At 59.8% G+C, this 22,611-nt stretch carries 15 protein-coding genes; 7 read left to right on the top strand and 8 right to left on the bottom strand.

The genetic code is table 11. The annotated features are described in order from the left end of the window. Positions 1–44: 44 nt before the first annotated feature. From F8N43_RS06485 to F8N43_RS06475, 3 genes are all read right to left on the bottom strand, one after another. A complete protein-coding gene (locus F8N43_RS06485) occupies positions 45–1,715 on the bottom strand; it encodes a response regulator (RefSeq protein ID WP_150653435.1) in 1,671 nt (556 codons plus the stop codon). Beyond that, positions 1,712–3,214, bottom strand: coding sequence for an ATPase domain-containing protein (locus F8N43_RS06480; RefSeq protein ID WP_150653434.1), 1,503 nt, complete (start codon positions 3,212–3,214; stop codon positions 1,712–1,714). The genes F8N43_RS06485 and F8N43_RS06480 overlap by 4 nt, the downstream gene beginning before the upstream one ends. A gap of 165 nt (positions 3,215–3,379) precedes the next feature. Further along, positions 3,380–4,435 (bottom strand): tetratricopeptide repeat protein, encoded by a 1,056-nt coding sequence (locus F8N43_RS06475; protein ID WP_150653433.1) that lies wholly within the window; start codon positions 4,433–4,435, stop codon positions 3,380–3,382. A gap of 179 nt (positions 4,436–4,614) precedes the next feature. Here F8N43_RS06475 and F8N43_RS06470 point away from each other — a divergent pair, with 179 nt between their 5' ends. The 3 genes from F8N43_RS06470 to F8N43_RS06460 are packed head-to-tail and all read left to right on the top strand — an operon-like array spanning position 4,615 to position 7,922. Then, positions 4,615–6,762 (top strand): FUSC family protein, encoded by a 2,148-nt coding sequence (locus tag F8N43_RS06470; RefSeq protein ID WP_150653432.1) that lies wholly within the window; start codon positions 4,615–4,617, stop codon positions 6,760–6,762. Next, positions 6,752–6,952, top strand: a complete 201-nt coding sequence (locus F8N43_RS06465) for a DUF1656 domain-containing protein (RefSeq protein WP_008026537.1) — start codon at positions 6,752–6,754, stop codon at positions 6,950–6,952. The genes F8N43_RS06470 and F8N43_RS06465 overlap by 11 nt, the downstream gene beginning before the upstream one ends. 4 nt (positions 6,953–6,956) lie before the next feature. Further along, positions 6,957–7,922: an HlyD family secretion protein gene (locus tag F8N43_RS06460; RefSeq protein WP_150653431.1), complete on the top strand. Its 966-nt coding sequence runs from the start codon at positions 6,957–6,959 to the stop codon at positions 7,920–7,922. Between the two features lie 205 nt (positions 7,923–8,127). On the opposite strand, the gene F8N43_RS06455 is transcribed toward F8N43_RS06460, so the two are convergent. The 4 genes from F8N43_RS06455 to F8N43_RS06440 all read right to left on the bottom strand — a co-directional run bounded on the left by F8N43_RS06455 (position 8,128) and on the right by F8N43_RS06440 (position 15,226). Continuing rightward, positions 8,128–9,549 (bottom strand): efflux transporter outer membrane subunit, encoded by a 1,422-nt coding sequence (locus tag F8N43_RS06455; RefSeq protein WP_150629622.1) that lies wholly within the window; start codon positions 9,547–9,549, stop codon positions 8,128–8,130. After that, the gene (locus F8N43_RS06450; protein ID WP_150629620.1) at positions 9,546–12,728 is read right to left on the bottom strand and encodes an efflux RND transporter permease subunit; all 3,183 of its coding nucleotides are present in this window, start codon (positions 12,726–12,728) and stop codon (positions 9,546–9,548) included. The genes F8N43_RS06455 and F8N43_RS06450 overlap by 4 nt, the downstream gene beginning before the upstream one ends. A 16-nt stretch (positions 12,729–12,744) precedes the next feature. Beyond that, positions 12,745–13,998: a multidrug efflux RND transporter periplasmic adaptor subunit MexE gene (gene mexE / locus F8N43_RS06445; protein ID WP_150629618.1), complete on the bottom strand. Its 1,254-nt coding sequence runs from the start codon at positions 13,996–13,998 to the stop codon at positions 12,745–12,747. 310 nt (positions 13,999–14,308) lie between these two features. Beyond that, positions 14,309–15,226: a LysR family transcriptional regulator gene (locus F8N43_RS06440; RefSeq protein WP_150629616.1), complete on the bottom strand. Its 918-nt coding sequence runs from the start codon at positions 15,224–15,226 to the stop codon at positions 14,309–14,311. A 269-nt stretch (positions 15,227–15,495) separates the two neighbouring features. On the opposite strand from F8N43_RS06440, the gene F8N43_RS06435 reads away from it, so the two are divergent. The 4 genes from F8N43_RS06435 to pgm all read left to right on the top strand — a co-directional run bounded on the left by F8N43_RS06435 (position 15,496) and on the right by pgm (position 21,726). Beyond that, on the top strand, positions 15,496–16,518 hold the full coding sequence (locus F8N43_RS06435) for a zinc-dependent alcohol dehydrogenase family protein (protein WP_150629614.1): 1,023 nt from the start codon (positions 15,496–15,498) through the stop codon (positions 16,516–16,518). A gap of 563 nt (positions 16,519–17,081) precedes the next feature. After that, complete coding sequence (locus F8N43_RS06430; protein WP_150629612.1) at positions 17,082–18,572, top strand: hypothetical protein; 1,491 nt, start codon at positions 17,082–17,084, stop codon at positions 18,570–18,572. Further along, complete coding sequence (locus F8N43_RS06425; RefSeq protein WP_150653430.1) at positions 18,569–19,969, top strand: PLP-dependent aminotransferase family protein; 1,401 nt, start codon at positions 18,569–18,571, stop codon at positions 19,967–19,969. Before F8N43_RS06430 ends, F8N43_RS06425 begins: the two co-directional genes overlap by 4 nt. A 110-nt stretch (positions 19,970–20,079) precedes the next feature. After that, positions 20,080–21,726 carry a phosphoglucomutase (alpha-D-glucose-1,6-bisphosphate-dependent) gene (gene pgm / locus F8N43_RS06420; RefSeq protein ID WP_150653429.1) on the top strand — a complete coding sequence of 549 codons (1,647 nt, stop codon included), beginning with the start codon at positions 20,080–20,082 and terminating at the stop codon, positions 21,724–21,726. 159 nt (positions 21,727–21,885) lie between these two features. Here the strand turns inward: pgm and F8N43_RS06415 are convergent, their stop codons facing one another. Then, a complete protein-coding gene (locus F8N43_RS06415; RefSeq protein WP_150629607.1) occupies positions 21,886–22,581 on the bottom strand; it encodes a pirin family protein in 696 nt (231 codons plus the stop codon). Between the last annotated feature and the right edge of the window lie 30 nt (positions 22,582–22,611).

Below are 22,611 nucleotides of genomic sequence, written 5' to 3'. Positions count from 1 at the left end.
TGCGGCCGCTATCGCCAGCAAGCTGGCTCCTGCAGGGGCGATCTTCAGATTCGGATCATCTCCCGCACCTTCGCCGTCAACAGGTCGAAGGTAAACGGCTTGGTGATCATCTGCATGCCCGGATCAAGGAAACCACCGCGCACTGCCGCGTGTTCCGCATAGCCGGTGATGAACAACACTTTGAGGTCGGGCCGGTACTGGCGGCCGATTTCTGCCAGTTGCCGGCCATTCATGCCTGGTAACCCGACGTCGCTGATCATCAGGTCGATACGCTGCCCGGAGTCGAGAATCGGCACCGCGCTGTCGGCGTCACCGGCCTCGACGAAGGCGTAACCCAGGTCACTCAGCACCGTACTCACCAGCACCCGCACAGCCGGATCATCCTCGACGATCAGCACCGTTTCGCCGTTTTGCGCGAACAGCGCATGCTGGACGCCTATCGGCGGGGGCTCGGGCAGCTCACCACCAAAGCGTGGCAGAAACAGACTGACGGTGGTGCCTACATCCACTTCACTTTGAATGGCGACATGCCCGCGCGATTGTTTGCTGAAACCGTAGATCATCGACAACCCAAGGCCCGTGCCCTGGCCGATTGGCTTGGTGGTGAAAAACGGGTCGAACGCGCGGTTGATGGTGCTTTGCGGCATGCCGCAACCGTTGTCGGTAACGCTAAGCACCACGTAATCACCGGGTTTCAGGGTGTTGTGGGCTTCGGTGAAATCGCTGTCCAAGTATTGATTGCCGGTTCTGACGACAAGTTTTCCGCCATCAGGCATGGCATCCCGCGCGTTGATCACCAGATTGAGCAGGGCACTCTCCAGTTGATTGGGATCTGCCTCGGCCACCCACAACTGCTCGCTCAACTGCATGTCCAGTTGAATGCTCTCATTGATGCTGCGCTGCAACAGCTCGCCCATGGACACCACGAGGGTGTTCATCTCCACGGGTTTGGAGTCCAGCGACTGACGCCGCGAGAACGCCAGCAGACGGTGGGTCAGCCCCGCCGCACGGTTGGCCGACGTCACGCCAAGATCGATCAGGCTGTCGAGGTCTTCAGTGCGTCCACGCGCCAGGCGTCGGCGCAACAGTTCCAGGCTGCCGATGATCCCGGTCAACATGTTGTTGAAGTCGTGGGCAATGCCGCCGGTGAGTTGACCGACCGCCTCCATTTTTTGCGATTGGCGCAGGGCTTCTTCGTTGTGGCGCAACTGTGCGGTGCGTTCCTCGACCTGCTGTTCCAGGGTTTCGAGGGTGGTTTGCAGGCGCAGTTCGCTTTGACTCAGATCGATCAGCCGATCCCTGGCGTCATACTGTCGTCGTCGGCCGCGCAGCGCGGTGGTCACCAGGCTGATCAACGTCACCGGATGAAAAGGGCGCTCAAGGAAGGTGACATTGCCCAGTTGCGGGCCGAAGCGCGAGGCAGGGTTCTGTTCCGGGCCGCCATGGTAGGTCATCAGAACAATCGGCAGATCGGACCACGACGGCTGTTGTTCAATCAGTCCGACCAACGGTTCGATATCGCCGCCCAGCAAGGCCTCGGAGGAGATCAGCAGCAACCCGGCGCCTTGCTCCAGCTCGGCGCACAGGCCGATCAGATCCCGGGTAATGACACCGTCGTAACCGGCTTCGTTGAGCATCATCAGGGCAATCTGGCCGTCACGTCCCAGCGGCGCGAGAATGATCGCGCGCTCGGACGTAGCTTGCATGACCGTCATGGGAACGGGTCCCCGAGCAACGGATTGCTCGCACCCAGGTAAGTTGGCACGCCGCGCAACACACCCTGGAAAGCGTCCAGCGGTTCGCCGATGGTCATGCCGTGTCCGCTGATGCGGTATTCGCGAATGGTCGATTCATGGCTGCCCGTACGTTTCTTGATGATCGAAATGGCCCGGCGAACCTTGCCCAGTGCTTCGAAGTAGCGCAGCAGGATGACGGTATCCGCCAGGTAGGTGATGTCCACCGGGGCCTGCATGTCGCCGACCAGACCGTGCTGGGCGACGGTCATGAAAGTCGCAGCGCCCTGGCGGTTGAGGTACAGCAGCAATTCATGCATGTGCAGCACGAGGGCGTTTTCTTCGGGCATCGCCGCCTGATAGCCGTTGATGCTGTCGATGACCACGGTCTTGATATTGCGCACATCGACGCAACGCCGAACCCGGTGGGAAAACTCGCCGGGGGACAATTCCGCCGCATCCACTTGCTCGATCAGCAGGTTGCCGGTGTCTTGCAGGGCCTTGAGGTCGATGCCCATGTTGTTCATGCGTTCAAACAGCAGGCCGAGGTCTTCATCGAAGATGAACAGCGCGGCTTTTTCTCCCCGAGCCACGGCGGCAGCGGCGAAAATCATCGAGATCAGTGATTTGCCGGTACCGGCCGGGCCGAGGATCAAGGTGCTGGAACCGGTCTCGATGCCGCCGCCGAGCAGGGCATCCATTTCCTTGATGCCACTGGTGAGTTGCGTGCGCACGTACTTGCCACGATGTTCGGCGGCCACCAGGCGCGGAAAGACGTGGACGCCGTCACCCATGATGGTGAAGTCATGGAAACCGCCGCGGTATTTCTGGCCGCGGTACTTCACCACGCGGATGCGCCGGCGTTCGGCGCCATAGTTGGGGGTCAGCTCCTCAAGGCGAATTACGCCGTGGGCAACGCTGTGCACGGTTTTGTCGAGGGATTCGGTGGTCAGGTCGTCCAGCAGCACCACGGTGGCGTCATAGCGCACGAAGTAGTGTTTAATCGCGAGGATCTGGCGGCGATAGCGCAATGAGCTTTGGGCCAGCAGGCGAATTTCGGAAAGGCTGTCGAGCACCACACGAGTGGGTTTGACCCGTTCGACCACTTCGAAAATCTGCTTGGTGGCTTCACCCAGTTCAAGGTCCGAGGAGTACAGAAGGCTCTGCTGATGCTCGGCATTGAGCAGGCTTTCCGGCGGGGTCAGCTCAAAAATGTGGATGTTGTCATCCAGCTCCCAGCCATGGGAGCGCGCCCCTTGGCGCAGCTCGCGCTCGGTTTCGGACAGGGTGATGTACAACGAGCGTTCGCCGGCTCTGGCACCGGCCAACAGAAAATGCAAAGCGACGGTGGTTTTGCCGGTTCCGGGTTCACCCTCCAGCAAAAACACGTGGCCGCGGGACAGTCCACCGGCCAGGATGTCATCCAGACCTTCGATGCCGGTGGCGGCTTTTGCACTGAACAACTCGTTAGATGTAGACAAAAAATGCCCTCTCATGACTAGGGGAAGCGAGGCAGCAGGTCTGAATACCTGAATGGACTGCCTGATCACTTGACCGTTGGCCGAGACGACGGTTCAACCTTTTGTTACACCTGACTTTGCAGGAGCCCGCGTGCCAGCGATAGCGGCCGCCAGGTCAATAATGATTTAAAGCCCTTGCTGTAACGCCGGGTCGTCCGGATTGAGCTGTTCGAGTTGCGCCAACAGAATCTGCACGTTTTGCAGCTGCCCGCTTTCTTTCCAATAGTTGATCAACAACACCCGTGCCTTACGGTCGGCCGGGTGGCGCTGGACGATTTCCTGCAACTGCTTCTGCGCCGCTTCCAGCTCTTGTTCGTCGTGCAGCGTGGTGGCGAGGTCGTAGCGGTAATCCTTATTGTCCGGTTCCAGCTCCACGGCTTTGGACAGGCCGAGCAGGGCGAATTCGCTCTGTCCGTGATGCAGCAACCAGAGCCCCAGGGCATGTTGCAGGTAAGCGGAATCGGGCTGAGCCTTCAACTGTTTGGCCAGTAGCAGCCGGGCGGCTTCGTTTTGGCCTAGTTTGTCCAGCACCTCGATCTGCATCACCAGTGCCGGCAGATTGTCAGGAGCAAGGCGCAAGGTGTTCTCCAACGCCTGTTGCGCCGCCTTGAATTCGCCGTTATGCAGATGCAGTCGGGCCAGCTGGAACTGGTTGTCCGCGCTGTCTGGCGCACTGGTGAGCACTTGCTCCCACGCGTCGATCGCCTGCTGCAACGGTCCGAAATACAACCCAAGGTCGTCCGGCGACAGTCCCAGCAACGCGTTCACCGCGGCGAACCGCACGTGTTGTTCGCTGTCATCGAGCAGCGGCCCCAGCAGCAGGCTGCGTTGCCCGCTCGGGACTAAACCGCTGATGCTTTTGATCGCAGCGATGCGCACCTCGACGGCCGGATGCTGCAGGTCTGCGTCCGCCAGTTTCAGGGCAACAGTGCTCGGATAATTGGGCAGTTCGGCATGCAGCCAGACGCGGCGCTTGGGGGAAATGTCAGGGCGGCCCAACTGCTGATACAAAACCCGCGCTGCGCCCGGTTGCCCCGTCCGCGCCTGGTTCAGCGCTTCGCTGTAACCGCGCTTGATCGCTTCCGGCACCACGGGCGCAGTGCTGCGCAGGAAAAACCACGCAAGGCCGATGGCAAACAAGGTGCAGAGGCTGATGATCAGGTAACGGCGGGACTGGGGCATGCAGGAATCCGGGAGCTGGCAAGCTTTTGCAAGGTCGCCAGCTTCGGTCAGGCCGGGCTGTGAGTCAAACCCTGAGGCCATTGCGCAGCGGATTGACAGTATTTTTCCTACAAGTCCTGTCGATACTGAAACCCTGTCGAGCCACCGAAGCAGTGACTACGCTTGCTGGAGAGAACTCGATGAGCACGCCCATGCAACCACTGCTTCAATACTTCAAGGCAATACTCAACCCTGGGCCGGCGGTGGTGTTGTTCGCCTTGAGAACCATTGCAGCCGGGCTGTTGACGCTGTACCTGGCGTTCCTGTTCGACCTTGACCAGCCCAAGTGGTCGATCATGGCGGTGGTCATCGTCAGTCAACCATTGGGCGGAATGGCCCTGGCTCGCAGCTTCGGCCAAGTCGTCGGCACCACACTCGGGGCCGTGGTCGCGGTGTTGATCATGGCGATCTTTCCCCAGGCGCCGTTGCCTTTCATCGTTACCCTGGCCTTGTGGCTGGCGTTGTGTACCGCTGGCGGCACCTTGTTGCGTTACACCAGTTCCCAGGCATTTGTCTTGAGCGGCTACACGGCGGTGGTCGTGGCGCTGCTGGCCGTGCCTGATCAGGACGGCACGTTCCTGCTGGCCGTGACCCGCGTCACCGAAACCTTGTTGGCGGTGGCCTGCGTATGTGTGGTCAGCCTGCTCACCGCGCGCCCGGAAACCGTGGCCCGGGACTATTTCGCCAAAATCGATCAAGTCATCAAGCTGCTGGCTACCCATGCCGCTGCGGTCATTCGCACTGAAGAAAACGAGGCTGACTTCCACCGCCGACAGATGCAACTGTTGGGGGAGATCAGCGCTCTTGAAGGCGTGCGTCGGCATTTGTATTTCGACGCGCCACGGTTGCGCAGTGCCAATGGCCTCGTGCAGTTACTGGGCAACCAGCTCGTGCTGCTCACCTCGCGGCTGACGGCGCTGCGTCACCAGCGAGAACTGCTGACCGAGCGTTGGCAAGGAGCTCTACCCGAGGAAATTCAGCTGTTGCGCGCTGAAGAGCTGGCCTTCCTCGATCAACTGGCCCTTCAAGGGCGCTCGCTGTCGAGCGAGGCGCGGCACCATTTCGCGGCGCTGCAACAGCGTTTCGATGATCAGGCCTACAAGGCTGAACAACTCACCGAGACGATGCCTGCCACGTTGCGCTCCCTGGCCTGGGCACTGCGCTGGGAACAGGCCCGGATGTTGGAGCAACTGGGACAGATGCTCGAGCTGAGCGATGCCATTCAGGAAGAACGTGCGGCCAGCTGCGTCTTTCGCGGACAGGACAATCCGTTGCATCTGGATTTCACGCTGGCGGCAATGAATGCGATCCGCGCCTTTACTGCCTTGGTGGTCGCCGGGTTCATCTGGATCGAGACCGGTTGGGACGGGGCCCGGGGCGGGATGATTGTGGTGGGGATTCTCTGTTCGCTGATGGCGACTTTTCCCCGACCACTACTGGCCAGCCAAAGCTTTGCCAGGGGTTTGGGTCTGGCGCTGGTGGTGTCGGCGCTCTACCTGTTCTTGCTGATTCCGATGATCAGCGGCTTCGAACTGCTGGCCTTGCTGCTCGCGCCGTTGCTGTATGCCGTTGCGGTGGGTTTGTCCAGCCCGCCAACCACGGGCACCGGGATTGGCCTCGGATTGACGACGATGCTGTTGCTGGGCCCGCAAAACGTCGGCATCGGGCAAAACACGGCGATTCAGTGGTTCGAGTTTGCCGGGGCCTATATCAGTGCCGCCGCACTGGCACTAAGTGTGTACGCCTTGATATTCCCGTTCCGGCCCGTGTTGCGGATACGTCGACTGTTCAAAGAGAACTGCGAGCAGGTCTACGCATTGCTGAAGACCCCGGCCACCGACGAACAACAATTTTCCTTTGAAAGCCGCATGGTCGATAGCCTGACCATGATGTTGGGCCTGTTGCCGGCCACCACTGACAAGCATTCCAGAGACCTGTTTGAAGTCAGCCTCGGGTGCATGGCACTGGGCGTGGCGTTGAATCAGCTCAGGCAACAGGGGCAAAGCAACGCGTTGCTGAGTACCGATCAATTGAACCGTTTGCTGGCGGCAGTCCGTGAGACCGGGCGACTGATTGCCGGGCGCCCCGGGATCGACCTTGAACGGTTGCTGGAAAACCTGCGAGTCCTGGGTGATGAAATGGACGACTTGCATCTGGACGTTCATCAACACTTGTGGTCGGTCTTCAGGATGCGCGTGGCGTTATTGATTGTGGTGTCGTTTCTGGAGCGATATCGCGCTTGGTTTCAACCCACTGAACAGGAAGGAGATCCCGTCCTTGCCCATTGACCTGGAAGTAGGGGGCGTCTATTTGCCGCCGATTGCGCAGGCGCTGTTGCTGGCCCTGCCGATTTTTTTGCTGCTGGATTGGACCCTGCGCCGCCTCGGTGTATTGCGGTTCGTCTGGCACGAAGCCTTGTTTGAGGGGGCGTTGTACGCCTGTGTTTGCGCAACGCTGATTCTGGTGATGGGAGCTTGATGCCTTGAAGAAGATCCTTGCCCGGCTCGCAACAGTAGCGGTGGTGGTGCTGGCCTTTGTGCTCGGCTGGTTCGCCTGGGAGCATTACACCCGCGCACCCTGGACTCGCGATGCGCGGGTGCGGGCTGATGTGGTGACATTGTCTGCCGATGTCTCGGGTCGCATTGTCGCGCTGGGGGTTCAGGACAATCAGCATGTCGACAAGGGCCAGTTACTGCTGGAGATCGACCCGGCTCGCTACGTTCTCGCAGTGGAACATGCCAAGCGTTCGGTGGAGGTTTCGAAGGCTAGCCTCGGTCAATCCGAAGCAACGATTGTCGCCAGCGAAGCGCTGCTGCGCCAACGCCAAAGTGAAGAGCGCCGACGGCGCACGCTCAAGCAACGCTTTGCGATTTCTGGCGAAGAATGGGAAAAGTCCAGTACCGAGGTGGCGGTAGCGCAGGCCGAGTTGCTGCGTAACCAGGCCAACCTGGGGCTGGCGCAGGCCAATGTGCAATTGGCCCTCGCGGCATTGACCCAGGCTGAGCTGGATCTGCAGCGTACCCGGGTCGAAGCGCCCGTCAGCGGTTACGTCACCAACCTGCTGACCCGGCAGGGCGACTATGCCGCGGCCGGAGGCGCGTTGTTGGCGTTGGTGGACAGCGGTTCGTTCTATGTCAGCGGCTATTTCGAAGAAACCAAGTTGCCGAGAATCGGGGAGGGTGATCGGGTCAGGATCGAATTGATGAGCGGTGAAACGTTCGGTGGCACGGTACAAAGTATTGCTTTCGCCATCGCCGACCGCGAGAACTTGCCCGGTGGCCGCCTGCTGGCCAACATCAACCCCAGTTACACCTGGGTCAAACTGGCGCAACGGGTGCCGGTGCGGATCAGGATTGACCCCGACTATGCCGGCAAAGACACACTGCGGGCGGGGACAACGGCCACTGTGACCATTGAGGAAAACCGCACTACCGAAGATCACCGCTAATCACTGTGGGAACGGGCTTGCCCGCGATAGCGGTTGATCAGTCACCACGTTGTTGAATGTGCGACCGTCATCGCGGACAAGCCCGCTCCCACAGGGGACTCTAGTAATTTCACTCATCGTGCAGACAAAAAAAAGCCCCGCGACCGAATGAGGCGCGGGGCAAAAAATCGGTTGGTTGCGGCCAACCAAAGAAGCAATTGACGCGTTACTTGCTGGCGACCGTCTCTGGTTGCCAACCGCCACCAAGGGCCTTGTAAATCGCGACAATGCCGCGATACAGATCGACTTCGGCCTGGGCCTGAGTGTCTTCTGCCGCCAAACGTTCGCGCTGGGCATCGAGCAGGACGAGGAAGTCTGACGACCCTTCGCGGTAGCGAATTTCCGCCAGATCAGCGGCCGCACGGCTGGATTCACTCTGGCGAATCAGCGAAATCAGACGTTGCTGGCGTTTGCCGTAATCACTGAAGGCGTTTTCCGACTCTTCCAGCGCCAGCAGCACTTGTTGCTCGTAAGTCGCCAGAGCGCCTTCGGCATCTGCGTCGGCACCGCGCAAGCGGGCTCGAACACTGCCTAGGTCAAACGCTGCCCAGGTGATGCTCGGGCCCAGCGCCCAGGCGTTGGCCGCCGAGGAACCGATCTGCGAACCTCGCCCGGCAGTAAAGCCGAGGAAGCCACTGAGGCTGACCCTTGGAAACAGATCCGCCTTGGCCACGCCGATACGCGCCGTGGCTGAAGCCAGTTTGCGTTCGGCGCTGAGAATGTCCGGACGACGTTGCAGCAGTTCGCCCGGATCACCGATCGGCAGCGCTTTGGCAATCGCCGGCAAGTCTTTCGGGCTCAAGTCGACGGTCAGTTTGTCCGGACGTTCACCCAGCAGGGTGGCGATACGGTTTTTCTGCCGGACCTGCTCGGCCTGCAACTGCGGCACGCTGGCTTCGACAGACGCCAGACGCGCATCGGCGCGGACCACATCAAGCTGATCGCCGACGCCGGCATCACGTAGGCTTTCGGTGATCTTGCGCGATTCCTGCTGGTTGTTCAGGTTGGCCAGGGCAATTTTTTCCCGCAGTTGCGCACCGCGCAGTTGACCGTAGGCGTCCACCAGTTCGGCAATCATGCTGACTTGCAGTTGGTACAGATCGGCTTCGGCCGCTTGCTGTTCGGCGTCGCTGGATTCCAGGTTGCGCTGGATGCGACCAAACAGGTCCAGTTCCCAGGCCATGTCCAGACCCAGGTCATAGCGTTCGCTATTGACCCGTTTGGTGGTCTGGCCCGGAATCTGGCCTTTGCCCAGATCACTGCTGGCGCGGCTGGTGATGGTCGGCATGGCGTCATTGCTGGCGTCATCACGAATCGCCCGGGCCGCTTTCCAGCGCGCGAAGGCGACGCGCAAATCGCGGTTGCCTTGCAGGGATTGTGTCACCAACTGGTTGAGGGTCGGGTCTTCGAACTGCTGCCACCAGATGCCCTCGAAACGCGAGCGGTCGTAGTTTTTCTGACCGGCAGCGCCATCGGTGGCGGTGGTGATGTTCGCCGGTTCGGTGGCCGGGGTCTTGTAGTCCGGGCCGACGGCACAAGCACTCAGGGCCAGTACCAGCAGGCTCGGCAGGAAGGCTTTCAGGCTCATTGTTGCGCCTCCAGTTTCAGGGCCTTGGCCGCTTTGCGCTTCTCGCCGCGCTCCACGAAATTACGAATCAACACGTAGAACACCGGTGTCAGCAACAGACCGAAGAACGTCACCCCGAGCATCCCGGAGAACACCGCCACACCCATGGCGTGACGCATTTCGGCACCGGCACCGCTGGAGAACACCAGTGGCACCACACCCATGATGAACGCGAAGGAGGTCATCAGGATCGGCCGCAGACGCAGGCGGCACGCTTCGAGCACCGCAGCCAGCGGGCTCATGCCTTCGTCCTGCTGTTTGTCCTTGGCGAACTCGACGATCAGAATCGCGTTCTTGCACGCAAGTCCCACCAGTACGATCAAGCCGATCTGGGTGAAGATGTTGTTGTCGCCTCCCGAAGCAATCACACCGATGATGGCCGACAGCAGGGTCATCGGTACGATCAGGATCACCGCCAGTGGCAGGCTCCAGCTTTCGTACTGCGCCGCGAGTACCAGGAACGCCAGCAATACGCAGAGCGGGAACACGAACAGCGCGGTGTTGCCGGACAGAATCTGCTGGTAGGTCAGGTCAGTCCATTCGTAGGTCATGCCGTTCGGAAGTTCTTCCTTGAGCAGTTTCTCGATGGCCGCTTGAGCCTGGCCGGAGCTGTAGCCGGGGGCTGCCGCACCGTTGATTTCAGCGGTGATGAAGCCGTTGTAGTGCATCACGCGGTCCGGGCCCGAGGTGTCGCTGACCTTGATGAAGGTCGCCAGCGGGATCATCTCGCCTTTGTTGTTGCGCACTTTCAGCTGACCGATCTGGTCCGGCTCGAGGCGGAACTGCTGTTCAGCCTGAACGTTGACCTGGTAGGTACGACCAAAGCGGTTGAAGTCGTTGGCATACAGCGAACCCAGGTAGATCTGCAGGGTGTCGAAGATGTCGCTGACGGCCACGCCGTGAGTCTTGGCTTTTTCCCGGTCGATGGCGGCATCGACTTGCGGCACGTTCACCGTGTAGCTGGTGAACAGGGCGGCCAGTTCCGGCACGTTGTGGCTCTTGGTGATGATGTTCATGGTTTCTTTGTACAGCTCGTCGTAGCCCAGGTTGCCCCGGTCTTCGATCTGCAAGCGGAAACCACCGATGGTGCCCAGGCCTTGTACCGGCGGCGGCGGGAAGATCGCCATGTAGGCTTCCTGAATCCCGGCGAACTGGCCGTTCAATGCACCGGCAATCGCACCGGCGGACATGCTCGGGTCTTTACGCTCGTCGAACGGTTTCAGGGTCACGAACACGATGCCGGCGTTCGGGCTGTTGGTGAATCCGTTGATCGACAGGCCCGGGAACGCTACCGCGCTTTCCACGCCAGGCTGTTTCAAGGCCAGGTCGGACATGCGTTTGATCACGTCTTCGGTGCGGTCCAGGCTGGAAGCATCCGGCAATTGCGCGAAGGCCACCAGGTATTGCTTGTCTTGGCCGGGTACGAAACCGGTGGGGGTGCTGGAGAAACCGAAGAAGGTCAGCACCATCAAGCCTGCGTACAACAGCAAGGCAATACCGCTGCTGCGGATAACCCGGGCTACGGTGCCGACATAGCCATGACTGGCGCGTTCGAAGAACCGGTTGAACGGACGGAACAGCCAGCCGCCCAATAGTTTATCAAGCACTTTGGTAAAGCGATCTTTCGGCGCATGGTGGCTCTTGAGCAGCACGGCGGCCAGGGCAGGGGACAGTGTCAGCGAGTTGAACGCCGAGATCACGGTCGAGATGGCAATGGTCAGGGCAAACTGTTTGTAGAACTGGCCGGTGAGACCGGAAATGAACGCCGCCGGGATAAATACCGCACACAGCACCAGCGCCGTCGCGATGATCGGGCCGGTCACCTCTCGCATGGCTTTCTTGGTGGCTTCTACGGGCGTTTCTCCCAGCTCGATGTGCCTTTCCACGTTCTCCACCACCACGATGGCGTCGTCCACCACGATACCGATGGCCAGTACCAATCCGAACAGTGATAAGGCGTTCAGCGAGAAGCCGAACAAATGCATCACCGCAAACGTACCGATCAGCGAAACCGGCACCGCCACCAACGGAATGATCGAGGCACGCCAGGTTTGCAGGAACAGGATCACCACCAGCACCACGAGGATCAGTGCTTCGAAGAGCGTGTGAACCACCGCTTCGATGGAGCCGCGCACGAAGATCGTCGGGTCATAGACGATGCTGAAGTCCATGCCTTCAGGGAAGCTCTTCTTCAGCTCCGCCATCTTGTCGCGAACTTCGTTGGAGATTTCGATCGCGTTGGAACCCGGGCGCTGGAAGATCGGGATCGCCACCGCCGGTTGATTGTTCAGCAAGGAGCGCAGGGCGTACTGGCTTGAACCCAGCTCGACGCGCGCGATGTCTTTCAGGCGGGTGATTTCACCGTTGTCGCCGGAGCGAATGATGATGTTCTCGAACTCTTCTTCGGAAACCAGACGACCCTGGGTGTTGACCGACAACTGGAACGCCGTGGCATTCGGTGCGGGTGGTGCACCCAAGGCACCGGCAGCGACTTGACGGTTTTGTTCGCGGATCGCGGTTACGACGTCGGTCGCGGTCAGATTGCGCGAAGCGGTCTTGTTCGGATCGAGCCATACACGCAACGAGTAGTCGCCCATACCAAACAGCTGCACGTCCCCGACACCGCCCAGGCGCGCCAGCTCATCCTTGATGTTGAGCAGGGCGTAGTTGGACAGGTAGAGCATGTCGTAGCGTTTGTCCGGCGAGGTCAAGTGCACCACCATGGTCAGGTCGGGCGAGGCCTTGTCCACGGTGATACCGATGCGCGTCACTTCTTCTGGAAGCTTCGGTTCGGTGCGGGTCACGCGGTTCTGCACCTGCACCTGTGCGTTGTCCAGGTCAGTGCCCAGCGCAAAAGTGATGGTCAGGGTGATCTTGCCGTCAGCGGTGGACTGCGAGGACATGTACAACATGTTCTCGACGCCGGTGATGGCTTGCTCCAATGGAGCGGCCACGGTTTCACCGATGACTTTTGGGTTGGCGCCCGGGAAGTTCGCGCGGACCACAACGGTCGGCGGCACGACTTCCGGGTATTCGCTGATCGGCAACTGGAACAGCGAGATGGCGCCGGCGATCAGGATCAGCAGCGACAGCACCGCTGCAAAAATTGGCCGTGAAATGAAGAATTGGGAAAAATTCATCGGAGTTTGTCGTCCCTTAACCGCGTGGAGTCGCAGCAGCCAGTTTCACAACCGAACCCGGCGCGACCTTGGCAGGTGCAACTTGAGGCAGGTTGCTGGCTTCCAGCGCTTGTCGTTGTTGTGCGAGTGCCGCGAGGGTTTGTTCGCTGGCCATCGGGATCACCTCAGGGGTGACTGGCGAACCGGGACGTACCCGTTGCAGGCCCTTGACGATGATCGTGTCATCCTTGTTCAGGCCGTTGCGCACGATGCGCAGGCCTTCGATTTTCGGACCCAGTTCAACTGCGCGGTAGGCGGTTTTGTTGTCCGCATCCATCACCAGCACGAACTTTTTACCGAGGTCAGTACCGACTGCTTCATCGTTGATCAGCACGGCGGAGTAGGTGCCGCTGCCGACCAGTTTCAGGCGGGCATACAGGCCTGGGGTGTAGGTGCCGTCGGTATTGTCGAACACGGCGCGACCACGAATGGTGCCGGTTTTCGGGTTGACCTGGTTGTCGACAAAGTTCATCACGCCCTGATGCGGGTTGCCGTCTTCGTTGGACAGACCGAGGTAAACCGGGGTGGTTGCGCCGCGTTTGCCCTGGCGAGCGAGTTGGGTGTACTTGAGGAACACCCGCTCGTCAGCGTCGAAATAGGCGTAGACCTTGTCGGTGGACACTACGCTGGTCAGCGGTGTGGTGTCGGCGGTCACCAGGTTACCCGCGGTGATTTCCGCACGGCTGACACGGCCGCTGATCGGTGCGGTGACGCGGGTGAAGCTCAGGTTCAGTTTCGCCAGGTCCAGTTGTGCCTGGAGGGCACCGACTGCAGCGCGGGCTTCTTGTGCAGCGCTGGTGCGCGAATCAGCCAGCTCGGCGGAAATCGCGTTGCTGATGCGCAGACGCTCACCGCGCTGGGCTTCATTTTCGCTACGGGTGGCATTGGCGCGAGACTGCGCGACCAGCGCTTCGAGGCGGCGGACTTCAGCCTGGAAGGGACGCGGGTCGATCTGGAACAGCAAGTCGCCTTTCTTGACCAGCGCGCCTTCGGTGAAGGCCACGTCATCGATCTGACCGGAGACCCGTGGACGAATCTCTACCGTTTCCGGCGCTTCGAGGCGCCCGGTGAATTCGTCCCACTCATTGACCGGTTGTTCCAGCACCTTGGCGACGCTGACTTTCGCCGCAGGCATGGTCGCGGCAGACTCCGGAGCCTTGCCGCAAGCGCTCATCACCACTACGGCCAAGAGGGCCAACGGGAAGCGCAAATGTTTGAATGACTGTTCCATGGATGCATCCGCCAATGTATTGAGATGGGCGGATGATGCTCGGCGAGGGGGTATCGCACGAATCGAATGAAGCAAAGGTAACTATCATTCGGAATGATATGAGGTCAGAGCAAGCCCTCTAGCATGCGCCTCAGGCTAGAACGCGATCAATGTGATTGATGACAATTCAGTGTTGCGTGGAGTGCAAAGGACAGGAGACCGAGTCGCAGTCTTCGCGGGCAATCCCGCGCCCACGGGGATCCGATGAGCGCCACAAATCCCTGTGGGAGCAGGCTTGCCAGCGAAGGCGCCAGAAGCCGTTATAAACAACTCAAGCCAGACTGTCCGGATCCCCAAAGAACATCTGAATCCGCGACCGCAACCAACGCTCCCCCGGGTCATTGTCCTGCGACCCGCGCCACGCCATGTGCAACTCAAAGCTGCGCACCGGCAACGGCGGATCTTCCGCCCGCACACCGCCTGCGGCCGTCAACGCGTCAGCCGTGTAATCCGGCACCGTCGCGACGATATCCGTACCGCTGATAAGTGTGCTGAGCCCGTTGAACTGCGGCACAGCGAGCACCACGTGACGTTTGCGCCCGAGTTTTTCCAGCTCTTCATCTATAAAGCCGCTCAGGTCGCCGGCAAATGACACCAACGCGTGGGGGCGTTCGCAGAAGTCGTCGAGGCTCAGCGGTCCCGGAACGGTGTCGGCGCGCAAGAGTTTGGGCATGCTGCGGCGCAGCACTTTGCGCTTGGCGTTGGCCGGCAGGTCGGCGGTGTAGCTGACGCCGATTGAAATCTCGCCCGAGGCCAGCAAGCTCGGCATCAGGATGTAGTTGGCCCGCCGCACCACCAGCACAATCCCTGGCGATTCGGCGCGCAGACGCTTGAGCAGCATCGGCAACAAAGCGAACTCGACATCGTCCGACAGACCGATGCGGAACACCGCCGTGCTGGTCGCCGGGTCGAATTCCGCTGCACGGCTGACGGCCGTGGAAATCGAGTCCAGGGCCGGGGAGAGCAGGGCGAAGATCTCCACCGCCCGCGCGGACGGTTCCATACTGCGCCCGGTGCGCACGAATAATGGATCATCGAACAGCCCGCGCAGGCGCGAGAGCGCCGCACTGATGGCCGGCTGACCAAGGAACAATTTCTCCGCAGCGCGGGTCACACTGCGTTCGTGCATCAATGTTTCGAAAACGATCAACAGGTTCAGGTCGACACGACGCAGGTCATTACGATTCATCTGGAGTCCTGGCAGAGTCATCAAGCTTGACGGGAGCGGCCATATGAGAACAATGGCCGGCATGAATATTACGGGGAAAGGCTGCTACTCTGCACCGAGTAATTCAGTTTTCCTACAAAGGCTGCTTCGGTTTCTTACGGCATTTGAAGATGTCGCCGTCGCTGCGGAATCAATGACAGGCATGTCGACTATTAATAGCCACTGATAGTCTTGGGTAGAAAGCCCAGATAGAGTTCAGGGCATTAGAGGTTTCTTTGACGAGGTTTGCGATGTCCCGCACGATCCGTTTTCACAAGTTTGGTCCAGCCGAGGTGCTCAAATGCGAAGAGCATGCGGCCGCTCTCCCTGCGCCGGGCGAAGTGCAGGTGCGCGTCGAGGCGATTGGCATCAGCTGGTACGACATTCTTTGGCGTCAGAACCTGGCGTCCTCCCATGCTCGCTTGCCTTCAGGCCTTGGCCATGAAATGTCCGGCGTCGTGACGGCGGTCGGCGACGGTGTCGATGACCTCGCGGTCGGTGACAAAGTCGCCAGCTTCCCGGCTGAAAGTCCGAACGACTATCCCGTCTATGGTGAGCAAATCGTTCTGCCACGCTCGGCACTGACCCGTTATCCGGACGTGCTCAGCCCGATCGAAGCGGCGGTGCACTACACGCCGCTGTTGATTGCCTATTTCGCTTATGTCGACCTGGCACGGGTCAAGCCTGGGCAGTTCGCCCTGGTTACCGACGCCAGTCACTGCGCCGGGCCTTCTTTCGTCCAATTGGGTAAAGCCCTGGGTGTTCGGGTGATTGCCGCCACGAAGACCGCCGAAGAGCGTGAATACTTACTGTCGCTGGGTGCCGAGAAGGTCATCGTCACCGAGGAAGAAGATCTGCTCATGCGGATCAACAAGATTACCGATAACCGCGGCGTCGATGTGGTATTCGATGGCCTGGGCGGCCCGCAAATGTCGCTGCTCGGCGATGTGCTTGCGCCACGTGGCAGTCTGGTGTTGTACGGCCTGCAAGGCGGTAACCAGACGCCGTTCCCGGCCTGCGCAGCGTTCCAAAAGAACATCCAGTTCTTTGTGCACTGCATCGGCAACTTCACCGGCAAGCCGGAGCTTGGCATCGTTCAGGACCAGGTTGCGCTGCAACGGGCCTTGCGCGATATCAACCAGCTGACCGCCGACCGCGTGCTGCTGCCGCTCAAGACTCGGGTCTTCCCGTTTTCCGAGTTTGTCGAAGCGCACCGCTACATGGACGAATGCCCATGCCGCGAGCGGGTCGCCCTTCAGGTTGAACCTGCGTAACAGCCCCAGAAAAAGTCCGTGCTTGCACGGACTTTTTTATTGTCCCCTCGCAAAACATGAGACGTCTCATCGATCTGTCGATGGGTCAGTTCAGCAACTGAACTGGTTTTTGCTCTCGATCTGTATCTTCTAATCAGCATCTAAGCCTTGATAATTGGATGATTACTTTCATCTCAAGGAATGAGTCATGTCTGGGTGTCAGCCTGATACGTTTAAATGCACATCGTTAATAGATATCCGACCAACAGTAAGTCGTTGCGCTGCGGTCAAAAAAACAGGTGCGGCTTCTCTCTTTATTTCTTGTGCTACATGTCTGTGGGACGCTGTCGGACATTTCCTAGGATTCTCTGTGAAGTCGCCAGATGCCAGTGATACTGGGCTTTTGCGCCGTTCAGCCTCGACCGGAACAACGTCGGCGTTCAACTATTTCAAATAATTACTAAAAGCATAAGTGCTAGCATTTGACAATTACGTCCAGCACTTCATTGGTGTCGGTTAATCCGCTGTGCAATGCATATTGCTGTTTATGCAGTACCGAACTTACGAGCATCAGGTAAATAAAGATGACCCATATCCATGACCAAGCGATGAACTATGTCTACCAACAAATGCTGCAACGCGTGCTGAGTTTTTTCTCGCGGGCAGAACGCACGGCATTGCAACTGATGATTCAGCGCCTGGTGGTCGCAGCAGGGGGCATGGAGCGCATTGGGGATTACAAGGTGCTGGCGATCCAGTCCGGGTCGCGGGACAGTTGCTACACCCTGGCGCTGCTGCGTGCTGCACAACTGAGTATTGCCGGACGGGCACCTGCCACATTCCAGTTGCGCGTGGCCTCCCTGCGAATGAACGGTGCCAGCTCGATGGCGCAGGAAAACATCCATCGCAGCTACAGCTCGCTGTTTCTCTACGACGATCCGCGGGTCGAAGTGTTGATGGTGGATAACCGCGAAGTGTTGCCGTTCAGCCATCCGACGCCGATCTCAGATGCCGGTCGCGAAGCCAATCGGCTCAATGTGCTGATGGTGGGCCATCGTCGAACGTGGAACGGCCCCATCGATCTGTGGGACGACCGCTATCTGGCGACTGGAGAGTTCTATGGGCAGATCGCTCGCTGGGACGGCGGCGTCGATGCCCTGGTCAGCAGTGACACGCCACGCCAACAAAAGCTGTTTCTCGAAGGCTTGAAGCGCGCGGCAGCGAAGGTCGGGCTCAAAACCTCCAGTCCCGTCGAAACAGGCTTCGATGAGCTGTTCGCCTTGCTCGACGAGCTCGGCAGTGATTGCTATCGCGCGTTTTATGGTGAATTCGGGCAGGCGGCATGGCGACCGGCCGAGCGCTTTGAGGCGTGTCGCCGGACCACGTTCATCGACATTCACGATATGTTGGTCAGTAACCTGGAAGAGCGCTGGCCGTTGCTCACCGAGTTTCTCGGCTTTCAACCTGACGAACTGGCAGCTCAGCTCAGCGACAACGAATTCGTCAGCCTTTCGATATCCGCACACGTGCGGGGGTTGCAAGCGTGCTTCGTGCACGGTCGCAGTTATGAGGCGGGTGTTGCCGAATACTTGCAGCGGGCATTGGTGATGATGCGCCGCAAGCGGCTCCCGGAGCGTTTATGCGAGCAAGCCGTGGAGGTCTTCGGTAACCCGGCGAGGCAGTCTGAACAGCGGGGGCTGGCCGCGGCCGAGGTGCAAAAAGACCTCGGTTTGACCGAGGCTCAGTTGGTGTGCCTGCTTTTCGCGCCCTTTGTCGAAAACGGCGCTGCCCTTGAGCGCTTTTTGCGCCAGTGTCATCCCGGCATGCTGGTGGCGATGCCTGACTTGCACCGGGCAATGCAGGGTCATCCGGTGCCGGAGCAGATTCTGCAATGGATGGTCGACGTCAGCGGGTTGCCCGTCAGCCTGATCTGCATACTTTACCGGATGGGCCCGGTACCGGGGATCGAGGACATGCAAACCGCCCCGGACTCCGGCGGCGCGGATTTGTCATCGCAAGCTCCCGACTTTGGCGATGATGCCTCGATGGCGGGTCAAGGGTCAGCGGGACATTGAAAGGACCGCGCGAGACCGATTTTGCTTATCAGGCGGTGTACCGATACCTGACGCACCTGATCAACGAGCCGGTCAATGACACGCGCGTGCGCCTGCCGTCGTTGCGGCAGTTGGCGGATCGTCTGAGCGTGTCGATTTCGACGATTCAGTACGCTTATTCGTTGCTGGAGAAAGAGGGGCGTGTGTATTCGGTCGCCAAATCCGGCTATTACGCATTGCCAGTGTCTGCCATCAACACGCTCGGCCATGGCAATGACCTGCTCGAAACCGTTTATTTCAGTGCCAGATGTCCAGGCATGCTGGTTTTGAGTGCCGATGAGCCGGCATTGTTGCAGCCCCTCGACAGCCCGTTATTGCTGCTGGAGCGCGAACTGCTGCGACAGTATCCGCGCCAGCCTCAACCGCCTTCGCAACCCTGCGGGGAACTGGAACTGCGCACCGCCGTGGCCGCGCGCTACACCACGACACCGGTGCGCTGTTGGCACGCCGATGACGTTTACATTGGCGCCGACTTGCGCGGCGTCCTGGAAATACTGATCGCCGTGTTGTGCCTCAAAAACGCCGCCGTAGTGCTTGAGTCTCCGTGTGACTGGGCGATTCTGCGCTTGCTCCAGGCCGCCGACGTCCAGGTGATCGAGTTGCAGCTGCAAAACGATGGCGGTCTGGATGTCGAACAACTCAAAGAGCTGCTGGAAACCCGAGCGGTGCGGTTAGTCATGCTGTCATCCGCTTTGAACATGCCGCGAGGCAGCCTCGCGGCTGACGACAACCGGCGCGCCATTGCGCAGCTATTGGAGCGGCATGGCAGTTGGGTGTTGGAAAACGATTGCTACGGCGAGCTCGAATTCGAACCGGGCGGCTTGCGGTTTCGTGATCTGCTGGACCCCGACCGGCTTATCGTGTTTTCCACGTTCGAAAAGATCATCGGTCCGGAAGCGCCTTACGGCTATCTGTTGTCACGGCATTTCAGCGCCGAATTGCAGCGACACTTTCTGCTGCGCTCCTTTCGTCTGTCGCCGATTCGCCAGAAAGCCATCGCCCGTTTGTACGGGAATGGGCGGATCGATCAGCACCTTCAGGTTTTGCGCAGATTGCTCAAGGACCGCAAGGTGCAGATGATGCAGCTGTTGCAGGAGCGCTTGGGCGATGCCTTGCATTTTGTCGAGCCGCAGGGTGGCGCAACGATTTGGGCCCGCTCACTGCGTCAGGTCGATGTGCGGCGGGTGTTTCAGCGTCTGCTCAAACATCAGGTGGTGATTGCGCCGGGCGAGCTGTTCAGTTTGCAGGGGCTGCACTCGCAGCACTTGCGCCTCAGCCATACCTTTGGCGGTGATCATGATCTGGCCGCTGCCCTGAGCCTGCTCGGCGATGCCTTGCGCCTGGAGTCGGTCGACTGAGCACGTCCGCCGGACATCCTTCGCGCTCGTGGATCGATCCCATCGCGTTGCGGTCAAACTGCCAGTAAACTGCGTTCCTATTCCTGAACCACTCTATTCAGAGGTTTTGCATGACTCTCAGTCCTTTTGCGGGAAAACCGGCACCGGCAGAGTTGTTGGTCGACATCCCGCGACTGGTAACGGCTTATTACACCGGCCAGCCCGATGCTGCGATCTCCACCCAGCGTGTCGCTTTCGGCACGTCCGGGCACCGCGGTAGCTCGTTCGACTTGAGTTTCAACGAATGGCATGTTCTGGCGATTAGCCAGGCGATCTGCCTGTACCGCGAAGCCCAGGGCATCGATGGTCCGCTGTTCGTCGGCATCGACACCCACGCGCTGTCCACCCCGGCCGGCACCAGCGCCCTCGAAGTACTGGCCGCGAACGGCGTGACAGTGATGATTGCGGAGGGTGACGAGTACACCCCCACACCGGCCATTTCCCACGCGATTCTCTGTTATAACCGTGGCCGCACCTCAGGCCTGGCAGACGGCATCGTCATCACGCCCTCCCACAACCCGCCGCAAAGCGGTGGCTACAAATACAACCCGACCAACGGTGGCCCGGCCGATACCCACATCACCAAGTGGATCGAAGCCAAGGCCAACGAGCTGTTGAGCAACAAGCTCGCCGGCGTCAAGCGCATCAGCTACGAGCAGGCGCTGAAAGCCAGTACCACGCACCGTCACGATTACCTCAACACCTATGTCGCCGACCTGATCAACGTGATCGACTTCGACGCCATCCGCAACGCCAAATTGCGTCTGGGCGTCGATCCGCTGGGCGGAGCAGGGGTGCGTTACTGGTCGGCGATTGCCGAGCATTACAAGCTGGACCTCGACGTGGTGAACAAGCAGGTCGATCCGACTTTCCGCTTCATGACAGTCGACTGGGATGGCCAGATCCGCATGGACCCCTCGTCCAGCCACGCCATGCAAGGCCTGATCGGCCTCAAAGAGCGTTTTGACGTAGCGTTCGCCTGTGACCCGGATCACGATCGCCATGGCATCGTGACGCCGTCCGGTGGTTTGCTCGCGCCGAACAGTTACCTGGCGGTGTCCATCGACTACCTGTTCAAGAACCGCCCGCAATGGCGCGCCGATGCAGCCGTGGGTAAAACCGTGGTCAGCAGTGGCTTGATTGATCGAGTGGCCAAGCGTTTGGGTCGTCGACTCTACGAAGTGCCAGTCGGTTTCAAATGGTTTGCAGACGGCCTGTTCGACGGCTCGCTGGGATTTGGCGGCGAAGAAAGCGCCGGTGCCTCGTTCCTGCGCAGGGATGGCGGCGTCTGGAGCACTGACAAGGATGGTTTGATTCCGGCCCTGTTGGCCGCGGAAATGACTGCCCGTACCGGCCGCGACCCGAGCCAGGCGTATCGCGCGTTGACCGATGAGCTGGGTGAACCGTTCTCGGTGCGGGTCGATGCCAAGGCCAATCCGGAACAGAAAGCGTTGCTGAGCAAGTTGTCACCGGAGCAAGTCACCTCGACCCAGCTTGCGGGCGAAGCGATCCAGAGCATCCTCAGCCACGCGCCGGGTAATGACCAGGCCATTGGCGGCCTGAAAGTCATGACCGAAAACGGCTGGTTCGCAGCGCGTCCGTCAGGTACGGAAGACATCTACAAGATCTACGCTGAGAGTTTCGTCAGTGATGAGCATCTGAAGCAGTTGGTGGCTGAAGCGCAAACATTGGTGGATAGCGCAATTTCTGCGAAATAGTAGAGGGCCCCTTCGCTGGCAAGCCAGCTCCCCACAAGGAATGCACAAAACCCCTGTGGGAGCGAGCCTGCTCGCGATGGCGTCGGCACAGTCACCAACAACTATGAAAAAGGGGCGACCATTTCCGGTCGCCCCTTTTTTCGCCCTGCATTTACCCAATCAAGCGAGGTCCACCAGGACAATTTCACTGTCCTCAATGGCTGTTACGCTCAACACCTGCTCATCCGTCACCGCGACACCGTCTCGAGCTTGTGCACGCAAGCCATTGACTTCAATGACGCCCGTCGCCGGCACCAGGTAGGCACGACGGCCATTGTCCAGCCGATATTGCGCAGACTCGCCCGCCTTCAGGTTCGCCGCAACCAGGCGCGCATCCGCACGGATCCGCAGGCTTTGATCGTCACCGGTCTTGCCGCTGGCCAGGGTCACGAAACCTTCGCGCTGACCTTTAGGGAACGGTTTCGCACCCCAGGACGGCGCCAGGCCTGTTTCGTTCGGGATGATCCAGATCTGGAAGATTTTAGTTTCAGTCGCTTCCAGGTTGTACTCACTGTGGGCGATCCCGGTGCCAGCGCTCATGACCTGCACGTCGCCCGCTTCGGTACGGCCTTTGTTACCCAGGTTGTCCTCGTGGGTAATCGCGCCTTCACGGACATAAGTGATGATTTCCATGTCCCGGTGCGGGTGTTTCGGAAAACCGGTGCCCGAGGCGATCACGTCGTCGTTCCATACCCGCAGGTTGCCCCAGTTCATGCGTTTGGGGTCATGGTATTCGGCGAACGAAAAGTGGTGATGAGCATCCAACCAGCCATGGTGGGCGCCGCCCAAGGAGTTGAAGGGTCTGAGTTCGAGCATGATCGTCTCCTGAAAGAGGTGGTGAATGGC

It is taken from the genome of Pseudomonas fluorescens (assembly GCF_902498065.1).
Taxonomy (GTDB): Bacteria; Pseudomonadota; Gammaproteobacteria; order Pseudomonadales; family Pseudomonadaceae; genus Aquipseudomonas; species Aquipseudomonas fluorescens_BJ.
This window is presented reverse-complemented; position numbering and strand designations above follow the sequence as displayed.

Bases quoted from the DNA above. Each gene is read 5' to 3' on its own strand.
- mexE (WP_150629618.1), bottom strand. From the start codon at position 13,998: ATGGAACAGTCATTCAAACATTTGCGCTTCCCGTTGGCCCTCTTGGCC.
- F8N43_RS06455 (WP_150629622.1), bottom strand. From the start codon at position 9,549: ATGAGCCTGAAAGCCTTCCTGCCGAGCCTGCTGGTACTGGCCCTGAGT.
- F8N43_RS06415 (WP_150629607.1), bottom strand. From the start codon at position 22,581: ATGCTCGAACTCAGACCCTTCAACTCCTTGGGCGGCGCCCACCATGGC.
- F8N43_RS06440 (WP_150629616.1), bottom strand. From the start codon at position 15,226: ATGAATCGTAATGACCTGCGTCGTGTCGACCTGAACCTGTTGATCGTT.
- F8N43_RS06430 (WP_150629612.1), top strand. From the start codon at position 17,082: ATGACCCATATCCATGACCAAGCGATGAACTATGTCTACCAACAAATG.
- F8N43_RS06470 (WP_150653432.1), top strand. From the start codon at position 4,615: ATGAGCACGCCCATGCAACCACTGCTTCAATACTTCAAGGCAATACTC.
- F8N43_RS06485 (WP_150653435.1), bottom strand. From the start codon at position 1,715: ATGACGGTCATGCAAGCTACGTCCGAGCGCGCGATCATTCTCGCGCCG.
- F8N43_RS06435 (WP_150629614.1), top strand. From the start codon at position 15,496: ATGTCCCGCACGATCCGTTTTCACAAGTTTGGTCCAGCCGAGGTGCTC.
- F8N43_RS06475 (WP_150653433.1), bottom strand. From the start codon at position 4,435: ATGCCCCAGTCCCGCCGTTACCTGATCATCAGCCTCTGCACCTTGTTT.
- pgm (WP_150653429.1), top strand. From the start codon at position 20,080: ATGACTCTCAGTCCTTTTGCGGGAAAACCGGCACCGGCAGAGTTGTTG.
- F8N43_RS06450 (WP_150629620.1), bottom strand. From the start codon at position 12,728: ATGAATTTTTCCCAATTCTTCATTTCACGGCCAATTTTTGCAGCGGTG.